Consider the following 12,168-nt stretch of genomic DNA (forward strand, 5'->3'; position numbering starts at 1 on the left):
CAGCCCCTCACCCCCAACCCCCTGCCCCTTGGGAGAGGGAAGCCAATCCAAAATCCCCAATCCAAAATCAAAGGAGCCTCACTATGAAAGTAGCCTTCGCCACCCAAGACAACATCCACATCAACGCCCACTTTGGCTGGGCCAGCAAAATCGACGTCTACGACCTCACCCCCAACGGCTTCACCTTTCTCGAAACCCTCACCTTTGGCGGCACGCTGAAAGAGGACGGCAACGAGGACAAGCTGGAGCCTAAGCTCAAAGCGCTGGAGGGCTGCACCATTGTCTACGTGGCCGATATTGGCGGCAGTGCGGCGGCACGGCTGATCAACCGCCGCATTACTCCGATGAAGTCCGACTCTGAGAATGACAAAATCACAGCAATTTTGGCCCAGCTTATGCACACCCTCCAGGGCAGTCCACCGCCCTGGCTACGCAAGGTGCTGCGCCAGGAACAAGCCGCCAACTTTGAAAACGCCTACACCGAAACCGAAGAGGAAATCCTGCTATGACCACTGCTGAAACCCCCACCCTGTCCCCCAGTTTGACTGTAGCCGATGCGCCCTTTTTGCAGGCGATCGCCCAGCAAATTCGCGCCAACGACACCTACGGCACCTATCGCCACTGGGCCGACGAACTTCTGCTCAAGCCCTACATTCTCACCAAAGCCCAAAAGCGCGAAATCTCCGTGGAGGGCGAAGTAGACCCCCTCACCCAGGGCCGCATTCTGGCATTTTTCCGAGCCGTCGCCTACCGCATTGAGCAAGAAACCGGCCTGCTCTCCCAGGTGGTCATCGACCTCAGCCACGAGGGCTTTGGCTGGGCGCTGGTGTTTTCCGGTCGCCTGCTGCTGGTCTCCAAAACCCTGCGCGATGCCCAGCGGTTTGGCTTTGCCTCCTTGGAAAAACTCAACGAGGAAGGCGAACAGCTGGTGCAGAAAGGTCTGGAATTGGCCACCCGGTTTCCAGAAGTTAGCCAGTGTTAAGGAAACTTTGATCCCCCCTTAACCTCCCTTGAACAAGGGGGGAATTGAACCCAGATTGCCCCCTTAAACAGAGGGGAGAACTGGATCAGAAGTTCCCTCAGTAAGGGGGGGATCGTTCGGAGCCTTACGCAAAGAATCGAGATGTGTGTACACAGTGGCTCTATACCCTAGGATTTCCCATGACCACCGAAACTCTTGTTCGCGCTTTCGGCCAGGTTGGCCCAAACCCCGTTGGCTTTGATCTCGATATCACAACTGCTATCTGTGAAGGGCTGAACCTTGCCTATGCCAGCTTCCAGGCTCTTTACCTGCAATACCAAAAGCATCACTTTGTAGTAGAAGGAGCAGAGTTCTATTCCATCCACGAGTTCTTTCAGGAGAGCTACAACGCGACTCAGAGCCATGCCCACGACCTAGCAGAGCGGCTCAACGGTCTAGGCGGCATTCCAGCGGGCAGTTTCGCCACCCTCTCCGACCTCTGCTGCTTTGCCCCCGAACCAGATGGAGCCTATACCTGCCGCGCCATGCTGGAACACGACCTTGCAGCCGAACAGACCGTTATCGACCTGCTGCGCCGCCTCTCTGTCCAGGCTGAAAGCTTGGGCGATCGCGCTACCCGCTATCTCTACGACGAAATCCTGCTCAAAACCGAAGACCGCGCCTTTCATATCAACCACTTCCTCGCCCACGACAGTTTGACCCCGGCGTTTATGACAGCGTGATAGAGCGGTCGTATGTCTCTAATTCCACACTCCCGACCTCCCCCACCCTCTTACCAGCCCTCTCCTTCACCATGATCTACATCAACGACACCACCCTCCGCGACGGCGAACAGGCCGCAGGCGTTGCCTTTGGAATAGAAGAGAAAGTTGCGATCGCCAAATTCCTTGATGCGATTGGAGTCCACGAGCTAGAGGTGGGCATTCCTGCTATGGGACAGGCCGAGGCCCAGGCGATTCGGGCGATCGCCGACCTCGGCCTCAACGCCCACCTGCTGGGCTGGAACCGCGCTGTGCTGTCCGACATTCGGGCATCAATCCATTGCGGGCTGAAGCGGATTCACATCTCAATCCCAGTCTCAGAGATCCAAATTCAGGTAAAGTTTCAGGGTCGCTGGCGGGCCATGCTGGAGCAGTTGCGCGATGCTCTTGCCTTTGCCCACGACCACGGGCTGACGGTGAGCGTCGGCGGCGAAGACAGTTCCCGCGCCGACGAGAGCTTTCTGATCGACGCTGCCCAGTATGCCCAAGAGTGGGGCGCATTTCGGTTCCGATTCTGCGACACCGTCGGCATCCTTGACCCGTTCACCACCCACGAACGGGTAAAAGCCCTAGTGGAAGCCCTGAACATTCCGGTAGAAATGCACACCCACAACGACCTGGGTCTAGCCACTGCCAACGCCCTGGCGGGGGTACGGGCTGGCGCGACTTCTGTGAACACTACCGTCAACGGGCTAGGGGAACGGGCCGGAAACGCCGCCCTCGAAGAGGTAGTGATGGCTCTGAAACACCTCTATGACCTTAAAACTGGCATCCAAACCCAATACTTCCTGGAACTCTCCCGCTTTGTGGCCAAAACCGTCCGCTGCGACGTTCCCCCCTGGAAGGCCATTGTCGGCGACAATACCTTCGCCCATGAGTCCGGCATCCACGCCCACGGCGTGCTGCAAAACTCTCGTACCTACGAACCCTTCGACCCCCGCGAAGTCGGCCGCCAGCGGCGGTTAGTCGTAGGCAAGCACTCCGGCCGCCACCTAATCGAGCAGGTTCTCGCTACCCAAGGTATTCACCTCGACGGCGATCGCACTCAGTCCATCCTGAAGGACGTTCGAGATCGCGCTGTCTCCCTAAAACGGAGCCTCACCGTTGAAGAACTGCTCAGCATCGCCGCAGACCGAGAGCGTGTGATGGCATGACCAAGGGGCTTCCATTATCTTACTCCATGCTATCTTATCTAATCTTTGCCCATCCCTATTCTCCTACCTACTCATGAAAGTCATGCTCCGCACCAACGCCGCAGGCAAGCTCCTGGTCTACGTAGCCAAAAAAGACCTTGAGGAAGAAGTGATCTCCCAAACCCAGCAAGAGGATGCTCAAATCTTCACCCTTTCCAACGGCTGGGAACTGGCGATCGCCGGTCTCAGCGACCCCATCCAAACCCCCCAAACCGTCGAAGCCCGCAAACTGAACTAAGGAAACTTCTAATCTCCGGTCTGCTTAGACCGATTTACCTCACCCCCTCGTACCTCATAGGCCCTATGTCCCCTTTCTCCGGTCTTCCCTGGCTCTTCAACCTCGACGGCACCTTCCTCGGTTTCGTAGGCGCAGACTCTACCACTGCCAAGGCCATTTACCTTGACGTAGAGGGCGAAGTGCTAACTATTAAATTGCCAAAGAAAGGACGAACCACTCTGCGATCGCACCTGAAACCCGGCGACTACCTGCGCTGCCTTGGCCGCACCAAGCTCGATGGCAGCACCATCAAGCTCAAAGCCTACCACATCCTTACCTTCCCGCCTCTTCCCAACAGCACTGATGGTCATTTCTCTCCAACCCTGTCAGGGGCAGATCCTCTGTGCAAACGCACAGCCGTGCGCCACCCCTCTTTATCTTCCCAGCCCACTCCCTTATCCCCTCCATCCCTCAAAATTCAGGTCTGCCGCAAATCTGGCTGCCAAAAGCGGGGCGGTCGCGAGTTGGTCGAAGCCTTACAGCAGGCACTTCACGATCGCAACCTCCACTCCCAAGTCGAAATTCAGCACACTGGCTGCCAGAAGCGCTGTTCTGAAGCCCCTACTTTCACCATCCTGCCTGGTGGGTACCGATATAGCCGGGTAAAGCTGTCGCACCTGCCTGAAATGCTCGATCGCCACTTTGCCCCCACAAAACCCACCCGACCCGACCCAATGTAATTTAATACTAAGGCTTTGTTGTGTTTTTCAATGAATTAATAAGTGAGATGAAATGGGGTCATCAATCCATAAATTTGGGGCTGAATTCTTGTTGTTGAAGTCACCGAATTTCGCGCTCAAACGTCCATTCTGAACCCCTTTTTAGCAATAAAAAAGAGATCCTTAAACTGTATCGGTCAGCATAAAAACTAATCACTGAGGTTGTTATCCCTGGGAGAGTCAACTGGTCAAGGGAAAGAACTGAGCCATGGCCTATACCGTGAAAGATGGCTGCATTGCCTGCGATCGCTGTCGGCCCCAGTGTCCTACCGGAGCCATCAAGACCCAGGCCGACAACGGCTACTGGATTGACCCTACCCTGTGCGATCGCTGCGCCGCTCTGGACACGCCTCGCTGTGTGGAAGCCTGCACTATCGGCTCCCTGGCTCCCCTCCAGCCCAAAAAAGGCCGCAACAAAAGTACCCTGCTGCCCGCTGCTATTCCCAGCCTTTTCCTTAACGGCAAAACCACCCCCTTTGCCTCCTGCATGGTGGTGTGGGAGGCTTGCAATCTGCTAGCCCAGCGCCAGTCCTTGCCCTGGCAGGCCGACGACGACGGCTGCCTAACCTACCGTCGCACCATTCACCGGGGACGGGGGGAACTCCGGTTTCGCCTGGCTACAGACCCAGAAGCCCTCCAGGCCAGCCCTATAGACTACACCCTGGGAATCGCATCCCTGACCCAGTTTGACCTGCGGGCCGCCTGTCTGCACCTGATCTTTGCCGCCCAGGCCACCACCTGCGATCGCCCTTGGGCAGAGTCTTTCGTACTCAACGACCAGCACATCGAGAAGTACCTGGGTCTACACCGTCGCAAAGACCTGACCAAGCTGGAACGGCTAACGCTGATTAAAACGCTGGTCTACCAAACTTGTCGGGTGCTAGTGTCCCTCGACTGGCCGCGCCAAGGTAAGGTGCAGGGCTTTAGCCTCGATGAACACCCCGTCTGGCAACTCCTCCACACCCAGTATTACTTCGAGACCGATGCTGAGGGCTGCCGCCACCTGATTGGTCTGAGTTTCACAGTGCGGGCCGGGGCCTGGGCGCAGCGCTTTCTCAACCGACAGGACTACCGCCGCCAGACAGCCTTTTATCAGTACGGCACTCTGCCCCAGTCCTTGCTCACCGAGGTGATGGGCAATTGGCAACAGCACGAAGGGGCCATGCGCCTGCTGCTGTGGCTGGTCTTTAAGCTGCGCCTGGGTAGCGACCACCGCATCACCATACGCACCCTGCTGCGGATTGCCTACGGCGAAGATCGCCTTACTGAGGCGCTGACCGTGCGCGGTGCCCATAAGCGCCTGATCAAAACCTTTGAAAACGACCTAGAGGCTCTCTATCACTATGGCCTCAAGCCCCAGTTCGACCCCGACACTTACCCGCCTGTTATCCAGCCCCTATGGGCCAGGGTGGCCGACATTCCCGACGATGCCGAGGCCGCCCTCAACTTTTGGACGGATGATGCCCACAGCGACCTCAGCCTCACCGATCGCGCCCCCCGCGACAAGGGGCAGCGACTACTCAACGCCCGCCTGTTGGGGTTTGAGCTTTCAGAGGACTGGCGACAGAGCGTCGGCAAAGCCCGTCCCAAACGACGGCGATCGCCCAAATCCCCCCCCCCGCAGCAGGCCGTTCCCCTCTCTGGCGCAGCCATCAAATCCGCCCGCCAGCGCCAAAACCTGAGCCAGCGGGCCCTAGCCGAACGCTTGGGCAAAAGCCAAAGCTGGATTCGCGACGTGGAGAATGGCCGATTTAGCCTCGGAGCAAGCGATCGCACTCGGATGCAAGAGGCTCTGGGCCTTGTTTAAGCAGGCTTGATGGCAGGGATTATTCAAGGATTATTCGACGGTATCCCAGTCCCTCCGGGGGGCATCCCTTCATTCGGCAAGGCCAGGATTCCGTTGATTGCGGGTGGAGCGATCGCACAACAATGCACGCCCCACCCGCAGTCATCGAAACGCCATCTTAGCGGCTGGGAACCACGGTAAGCCGATAGCTACCCTGGGCATCTTCTTGCATCGAACTCACCATCACCACGTAGGAGCCAGTGTAGGGCAGGCGGAGTTGCAGGCTGGAATCATTTTGGGGGCCCTGGTTTGCGTCAATAATTTGCCGGGTGTTGGTATCTACTAGCGCCACCACCGTTCTAAATTCGCTGCTGGTCAGAGCGATCGCAACGGTCTGTCCCGCCTGTCCGCTAAATCGGTGGAAAACAGCGCGATTGCGTCTGCCGCTCGAGAGGGTGATTTCATGCTCAGCCCCCAGGGTTCCCTGCACCGCGAGGAGCGGCTGGGAGGCGATCGCCCTGGCCGTGCCCAGCCCCACTTGCGGCATCTCGAACTTCTCTAAGGAGTTGAACTGGGGCTGTAGGCTGAGCGGAGCCGCGATTGCAATCAACAGCGTCGCCAGAGAGAGTCCAATCGTGTTAGAGCGTTTCATCGCAAAAGTCCTCAATCTTCTTCAAAATCATCAGGTTGCTTAGCCGTGGGCAAGCTTCACTGCCCGCTGAGGGCACCTATTTTCGGCAAACTGGACGTATGCAGTTGGGAAATTAAGCGATTGGGGATGGAACCTGCATAGGTCGGGCCGTGAGCGAACTAGGTGGGCTGCGGGTGGCAGATTTTCCCAAAATCGCGCACACTTTTGGTGCAACTCCGATTAGATCGTTAGGTCGCTGAAATGGGCGTTCTCAGCCATGCTTGGGCTAGCGCCTGTCATCTGCGGTCGTTTACCTTCAGCCCTGATACTCCTGATGAACGTGTCACAGCGATATTGGACTCAAGTGCGAGTGGACTCAGGCGGCGATCGCCGGGTCACTGAGATTGCCCTTGTCAAAGCCTTTTTCAAGGGGCAGTTTTCGAGTCTGGAGCCAGACGTTGCCAATGCGTTTCTCCAGCGTCATCTGTTGCAAATCTTGCAGCATAGTCCTGGATCTTCGGAGGCAGCGCTAGCAGAATGCAGCCTGCGCTGTTTCATTTCTCACCAGATTGATCTCGCCTGCGCTGGGTTGGCAAAAGATTTTGGCAGCAGGGCAGGCTTCAGTCACCAAGACTTGCTGCCGCTGGTGCTAGATGATGTCGAGTGCGATCGCGCTGGGGTTTCCAAGCCCTATGGCTTGACCCCGCCTGCCGAAGGCTTCCAGCCCTTTGCCAGCCGAGTGTTGCAGAGCTTTGACCCCGACAAGGCCGAGCTAAGCACCTGGACAAAGCGCCGAGTGACCTCCCATCCAGAGCTGTCCCGATTTTTGGAAAGCTGCGGCGTGCGGCTGATTAGCGACTGGGCGCTGCTGAATGACAGTAAGCTCACGCCTGCTCGACTGGCGGCGCTGCTGAGCGGCGTTTATAACGTACCCACTACCGCTAGCTCGGTGCAGGCAGGTTGCCAACTCCTCGAAGCGTTTCATGCGGTCTATCGGCGCGATCGCCGCCTGCGGCAATCCGGCACCTCTCGCAGCCGCTGTGGGCCACCGAGCGCAGAGCAACTGAGCGAAATGATCACCTGGCTGCAAACCCAGCAGGCTCGGCCCTACACGCCCGAAGCACTGCTAAAGGCGCTGAAGGCCCTGGCGCAAACGGTGCGGCGGGTCCGCGCCCCGCAGATAGTGTCCTTTGACCAATCAGAAGTGCCCGACCAGCTTGACTACCAAATCAGCATGGGCCGCGGCGCTGGCGGCAATCTTGGCAGCGATCTTGGCGGCGATTTAGACGATGATCCAGAAAACCCGCCCGTGCAGCAGTTCTTGCAGCGTTATCGCCAAGCATTTCAACACTGCCTGGAATCTTCCATCGCCCAGAGCGTCAGCAGTCACCTGGCGCACCACCGCAAAAAACGGAAGCCGACCACTGCTGAGTTTCTGCGGGGTCTGTGCTTAACCTATTGCCAGCAGTGGCCGATGGCCAAGATTGCGCCCCAAGTAGGACTGACCAAGCAATATCAGGTGTCGCGCCTGCTCGATTTGGACGGACTGCGGGCGGCGGTGCGCCATCACATGCTGCAAGGATTGGGCGATCGCCTGCGAGAGTGGGCGCTGTCCAAGGCTGACCCGATTGAGCGTGTGCAAGAACTGGATCGCAAGCTAGATGAACTGCTGGGTGCAGAAGTCGATAAAGTGCTGGAAGCGGATCGGGCATCGAGCTTTAGCGGTCAATCCAAGCGCGATGCCAATGAGATGCCAGAACATCCCTGCATACCCCAAGCGCCGCTCAAGCAGGTGTTTGCCGATCGGCTCTGCCATTATCTGCACACGCTATCCCTCTAGGCAAATCCGAGAGGCTTGGCTCATCCATCGTCAGTTGCATCCTCAGTTTCAGGTTTGGCGTATCGAGCGCGACTCTCAACTTATTCTTACTCTGAACTCACCATGACCTACTACATTATTGATTCTGATTCAGACCTGTTGGGGCATTTCCTCAAACCCGACGCACTGACCCTTGCGCCAGAACACATCGACTGGGCGATCGCCCTCAGCCATGCCCTCAGTCCGTCCCTGCCCACCGAAGCGCAGCAGTGGCAAACTTACTTGGACGCGCTAGCGCTCGTTGGCTTTGCCCAATGGGTTGAGAAACACGCACCGGAACTAGGTCTGCGAAATGACTGGCTGTCTGGATTTGAACCCAGGCAGATCGATAGCATTCCTATCAGTAGGCTAGAAGATGTTCCTGCAAGTGAGCAAATAGACTCGCTGCGATGGGTTCGAGTTGGTGATTTTCGGCTGTATCTAACGGTCACTGAAGTATTTCAAGACGGGGCGATCGCCCTGCCGCAGCGCATCCTAGACTCATCCAATTCATCAGACAATCTCCCTCATTTTTTCGTGCTTATGGAAGTTCTAGAAGAAATCGATCAAGTTCGAGTCTATGGTCATTTGCGACAAGATCAGTTGATTCAACATCAGCAAACCGCAGCGCTAGCTCTGGACGACGACCATCACTACAGCGTCCCCTTGGCCTGGTTTGACCCGCAGCCAGAGTCATTGCTGCTGGTGTTACGGTGTGTGGAACCAGAGGCGATAACACTCCGCACCGCCCAGCGCGTCGCACCACCTGCCGCGCCCCCCATGACTTCTGCTTTGCAAGGGCTGACGCAGCGGGCCATCAACGTTGGGCGGTGGCTGAATCATCAGTTGGACGACTTAGCGCAGGAGCTATCTTGGGTGCTATTGCCGCCGCCTTCGCTCAGTCCGGGGCTGCGGAGTGGCTCCCTGCCCGCCTCTCCTGTGGAGCAGTTCGACACGCTGCTAACTGAATTTATCCAGCGCAGCGATTTGCCACTGCCCGCCGCTGCGCGGGGGGCCTACCGCGATTTTGAGTGGGAGGGACTGCCGCTGCGGCTCTACGTCGTTACCTGGGAAACGGTGATGGACGGGGAACCCACCTGGGGTTTGCTGCTGTTTTTGGGAGCGCAACCCAACGCAACGCTGCCGTTGAGCATTCAGCTAGAGATTCGCGATGATGTGCAAGTGCTGGAGCAAACCGCCATCACAGATGCCGCTCAGGACTATCTCTATGCCTGCGTGTTGGGTAATTTGAATGAGCAGTTTTGGGCAACGATTCGGCTACCTAATGGAGCATCTACAACGCTGCCGCCCTTTCGCTTTGTGCAGGAGTGAGGGCATTGAACAGATCGTTAAACAGATCATTGCCAGCGCCGATTCATCTCCGCGTGCAGCAGGTCGGGTCGTCCTGTTGGTTTGAGGTGTCCTGGGGGCAGGGACAGCGCACCTCGCGCACCCTCGAGTTTCCGGCAGAACTGGGGCAGCTATTGACTCGCTGGCAGACGCAGTATCTCCACTTCTACCGGACTGTTCATCTGCCGCTGACCAAGACTTCAGAGGAAATGCAGCCCAAACCTGCGGAGCCTGGATCGTCCAACTTATCTGACTGGTCTGGCGGGTCTAACTCTGACTCACTATCTGACTCACTACGCGGCAAGAGTGGGGGCAGTGGAAACTTATCTGCACCGCCCATCGACTGGCGGGGTGAGCTGGCCAACCGTGAAGCGCAACTGCTGCACGAATTTAACCGCTGGCTGCGGCGGGAGGAACTGTACGACATTCGGGCGGCGATCGCCCAAGCTGCCCAAGCTACGGCCGCGTTAGGTCAGGTTCCAGTGAACCTGTATCTGACCTGCGACCCCACCAACTTGGCTCGGTTTCCCTGGGAAGCTTGGGAACTGGGCACTGAGTTTGCCGGGCCACCGCTGCGGATTGTGCGAGTTGCCGCCAATTTACGCCATCCCACCAGACCCCCCAAGCTGCGCCGCCGCGCTCGTATTCTGGTCATCGTAGGGCATGACGAACGGCTGGATTTGCAAACGGATGAGCGACTGCTGCGATCGCACTTTCGCCGGGATGATCTGCGGGTGATCGGCTGGCGCGAGGGTGGGGACATCGAGGCGCTAGAGGTCGAAATCAAGCAAGCCTTGACCGACCCACGGGGCTGGGATGTGCTGTTTTTTGCTGGCCACAGCAACGAAGCGCCGCTAGCCGGAGGCGAGCTGGGCATTGCGCCCAAGACGTTTATGACCATTAGCGCGATCGCGCCACAGTTGGCGATCGCCATCGACCGGGGACTCCAGTTTGCCCTGTTCAACTCGTGCAAGGGGTTGGATATTGCCAATTCGCTGCTAGACCTGGGGTTTAGCCAAGTCGCCGTGATGCGCGAACCGATTCATAACCGCGTCGCCCAGGCATTCCTGATACAATTCCTGCAAGGACTCACCCAGCGGCTCGATGTGCATCAGTCCCTCGTGCAGGCAACACACACCCTGCGAGCCGAGCAGAATATCACCTACCCGTCGGCCCATCTGGTGCCCTCTTTTTTCTGCCATCCCGCGACGCAGCCCTACACCCTGCCTGCACCACCGCGCCTCCGGCCAAAGCTGCATGAGTTCATAGCTGTGGCAGGGTTGATCGGGCTGAGTCTATCCCCATCCATGCAGGACTGGCTGCTGGGGCAACGGCTGCTCGTGCAGGCCCAGTACCGCAATATCACGCGGCAAGTTGCCACCGGAGCGCCGCCCGTGCTGATGGTGCAGATTGATCCTGAATCTGTGCGGCGGGCGGGTTTGCAGACTCCCTGGCCGATGGATCGGACTTATCTGGCTCAGTTGGTAGAACGCCTGTCGGCCCTCGAAGCGAAGGTTATCGGCATTGATTACTTACTCGATCAGCCGCAGCCAGACCAAGATACCCAGCTTACAGCGGCATTGCAGACAGCCCAGCGTCAATACGGCACGCGGTTTGTGCTAAGCAGTAGCTACGATACCCAAGCAAACCACTGGCTTCGCCCGATGGCAATGTTCCTGCATCCCAACTGGGCGCTGGCGGGCGATGCCGACCTCTACGGAGAGCCAAACGCGCAGGTCTACCATGCCCCCCTTGAGCTATCCGGTGAACTGGGCGCAGTGCCGCCATTTTCCTATCAGGTGGCGCGGCTAGCGCAGGCGCAGTGGCATCCCAAACGGCCACCCCCAACCCCGATTCGCCCCGGCTTGCTGACCCGTCTGGGCTACGACGTGCAGCAGATGTGGCTCCATCCGATCGTGGATTTTTCGCTGCCGCCCGACCGGATGTTTCAGAAAGTTCCAGCTTGGCAAGTGTTCGACCCCAACCCACCCGATGTGCTAAAGCGCGTGTTTGAATCGGCGGTGATGATCGTGCCCGGTGGCTATGACGAAGCGGGCCTGGAGCCGGGGCAAGATAACCTGGCCCTGCCGGAGGCGCTGCGCTATTGGCGACATCAGCAAAACCCGCCCGATTTGCGAGACACCCTGCCTGCTGGGGAGATGCACGCTTATCTGTTCCAGCATTTCCTCACTGGACGCTTTGCCACGCCCATTCCCGATGCCTGGATGATTCTGACGGCGGCGATCGCCACTAAGCTGACCCTCGGTTTGCTAGGGCCACCATTGCCCAACCGCCGGGGACTGCTGGCCTTGACGGGCGGCACCGCGCTCTATGCCCTGGCCAGCCTGCAACTGTTCGTATCTGCCTGGGCGATCGCCCTGCCGATTGTGCTGCCTGCCGTCACCGTATGGATCTACGTCATACCCTGGCTCTGGTCATCGCGCCGTCGTTAGCACGGCTCCTCAGCCCAGGTTTGAATACATTTGAATACAATGGGCGAATACAATGGGGCTGTGAATCACTCCACTCGAGTCTTCCTCCATGAGCTTCACCACCGGCCATGCCGTTCCCCAAACTGAGCCACCTCGCCCGCCCTGCGAGACGCTGCCCA

The 12,168-nt window shown here is 58.1% G+C and carries 11 protein-coding genes; 10 read left to right on the top strand and 1 reads right to left on the bottom strand.

Annotated features, from left to right (window positions below; genetic code table 11):
- The first annotated feature begins 83 nt into the window (after positions 1-83).
- From nifX to IGS51_RS04785, 7 genes are all read left to right on the top strand, one after another.
- Positions 84-509, top strand: coding sequence for a nitrogen fixation protein NifX (gene nifX / locus IGS51_RS04755; RefSeq protein ID WP_297076583.1), 426 nt, complete (start codon positions 84-86; stop codon positions 507-509).
- Complete coding sequence (locus tag IGS51_RS04760) at positions 506-982, top strand: NifX-associated nitrogen fixation protein (RefSeq protein WP_297076585.1); 477 nt, start codon at positions 506-508, stop codon at positions 980-982. Before nifX ends, IGS51_RS04760 begins: the two co-directional genes overlap by 4 nt.
- Before the next feature lie 179 nt (positions 983-1,161).
- A complete protein-coding gene (locus IGS51_RS04765; protein WP_297076589.1) occupies positions 1,162-1,704 on the top strand; it encodes a ferritin-like domain-containing protein in 543 nt (180 codons plus the stop codon).
- A 71-nt stretch (positions 1,705-1,775) separates the two neighbouring features.
- Positions 1,776-2,897 (top strand): homocitrate synthase, encoded by a 1,122-nt coding sequence (gene nifV, locus IGS51_RS04770; RefSeq protein ID WP_297076592.1) that lies wholly within the window; start codon positions 1,776-1,778, stop codon positions 2,895-2,897.
- A 73-nt stretch (positions 2,898-2,970) separates the two neighbouring features.
- On the top strand, positions 2,971-3,174 hold the full coding sequence (nifT, locus tag IGS51_RS04775; protein WP_068515251.1) for a putative nitrogen fixation protein NifT: 204 nt from the start codon (positions 2,971-2,973) through the stop codon (positions 3,172-3,174).
- Between the two features lie 65 nt (positions 3,175-3,239).
- The gene (locus tag IGS51_RS04780; RefSeq protein WP_297076597.1) at positions 3,240-3,893 is read left to right on the top strand and encodes a (2Fe-2S) ferredoxin domain-containing protein; all 654 of its coding nucleotides are present in this window, start codon (positions 3,240-3,242) and stop codon (positions 3,891-3,893) included.
- Between the two features lie 247 nt (positions 3,894-4,140).
- Positions 4,141-5,739 carry a helix-turn-helix domain-containing protein gene (locus IGS51_RS04785; protein ID WP_297076600.1) on the top strand — a complete coding sequence of 533 codons (1,599 nt, stop codon included), beginning with the start codon at positions 4,141-4,143 and terminating at the stop codon, positions 5,737-5,739.
- A 157-nt stretch (positions 5,740-5,896) separates the two neighbouring features.
- Here IGS51_RS04785 and IGS51_RS04790 read toward each other — a convergent pair whose 3' ends face one another.
- On the bottom strand, positions 5,897-6,370 hold the full coding sequence (locus tag IGS51_RS04790) for a hypothetical protein (RefSeq protein WP_297076602.1): 474 nt from the start codon (positions 6,368-6,370) through the stop codon (positions 5,897-5,899).
- A 313-nt stretch (positions 6,371-6,683) separates the two neighbouring features.
- Here IGS51_RS04790 and IGS51_RS04795 point away from each other — a divergent pair, with 313 nt between their 5' ends.
- The 3 genes from IGS51_RS04795 to IGS51_RS04805 all read left to right on the top strand — a co-directional run bounded on the left by IGS51_RS04795 (position 6,684) and on the right by IGS51_RS04805 (position 12,010).
- The gene (locus tag IGS51_RS04795; RefSeq protein ID WP_297076604.1) at positions 6,684-8,189 is read left to right on the top strand and encodes a hypothetical protein; all 1,506 of its coding nucleotides are present in this window, start codon (positions 6,684-6,686) and stop codon (positions 8,187-8,189) included.
- A 102-nt stretch (positions 8,190-8,291) separates the two neighbouring features.
- Positions 8,292-9,539: a DUF1822 family protein gene (locus tag IGS51_RS04800; RefSeq protein ID WP_297076607.1), complete on the top strand. Its 1,248-nt coding sequence runs from the start codon at positions 8,292-8,294 to the stop codon at positions 9,537-9,539.
- 29 nt (positions 9,540-9,568) lie between these two features.
- Positions 9,569-12,010 carry a CHASE2 domain-containing protein gene (locus IGS51_RS04805; RefSeq protein WP_297076609.1) on the top strand — a complete coding sequence of 814 codons (2,442 nt, stop codon included), beginning with the start codon at positions 9,569-9,571 and terminating at the stop codon, positions 12,008-12,010.
- Positions 12,011-12,168: the final 158 nt, after the last annotated feature.

Source organism: Thermoleptolyngbya sp. M55_K2018_002, from assembly GCF_015295965.1.
GTDB lineage: Bacteria > Cyanobacteriota > Cyanobacteriia > Elainellales > Elainellaceae > Thermoleptolyngbya > Thermoleptolyngbya sichuanensis.

Coding starts and splice junctions, on each gene's coding strand:
- IGS51_RS04790 (WP_297076602.1), bottom strand. CDS start 6,370: ATGAAACGCTCTAACACGATTGGACTCTCTCTGGCGACGCTGTTGATT.
- nifX (WP_297076583.1), top strand. CDS start 84: ATGAAAGTAGCCTTCGCCACCCAAGACAACATCCACATCAACGCCCAC.
- IGS51_RS04785 (WP_297076600.1), top strand. CDS start 4,141: ATGGCCTATACCGTGAAAGATGGCTGCATTGCCTGCGATCGCTGTCGG.
- nifV (WP_297076592.1), top strand. CDS start 1,776: ATGATCTACATCAACGACACCACCCTCCGCGACGGCGAACAGGCCGCA.
- IGS51_RS04760 (WP_297076585.1), top strand. CDS start 506: ATGACCACTGCTGAAACCCCCACCCTGTCCCCCAGTTTGACTGTAGCC.
- IGS51_RS04765 (WP_297076589.1), top strand. CDS start 1,162: ATGACCACCGAAACTCTTGTTCGCGCTTTCGGCCAGGTTGGCCCAAAC.
- IGS51_RS04800 (WP_297076607.1), top strand. CDS start 8,292: ATGACCTACTACATTATTGATTCTGATTCAGACCTGTTGGGGCATTTC.
- IGS51_RS04780 (WP_297076597.1), top strand. CDS start 3,240: ATGTCCCCTTTCTCCGGTCTTCCCTGGCTCTTCAACCTCGACGGCACC.
- nifT (WP_068515251.1), top strand. CDS start 2,971: ATGAAAGTCATGCTCCGCACCAACGCCGCAGGCAAGCTCCTGGTCTAC.
- IGS51_RS04795 (WP_297076604.1), top strand. CDS start 6,684: ATGAACGTGTCACAGCGATATTGGACTCAAGTGCGAGTGGACTCAGGC.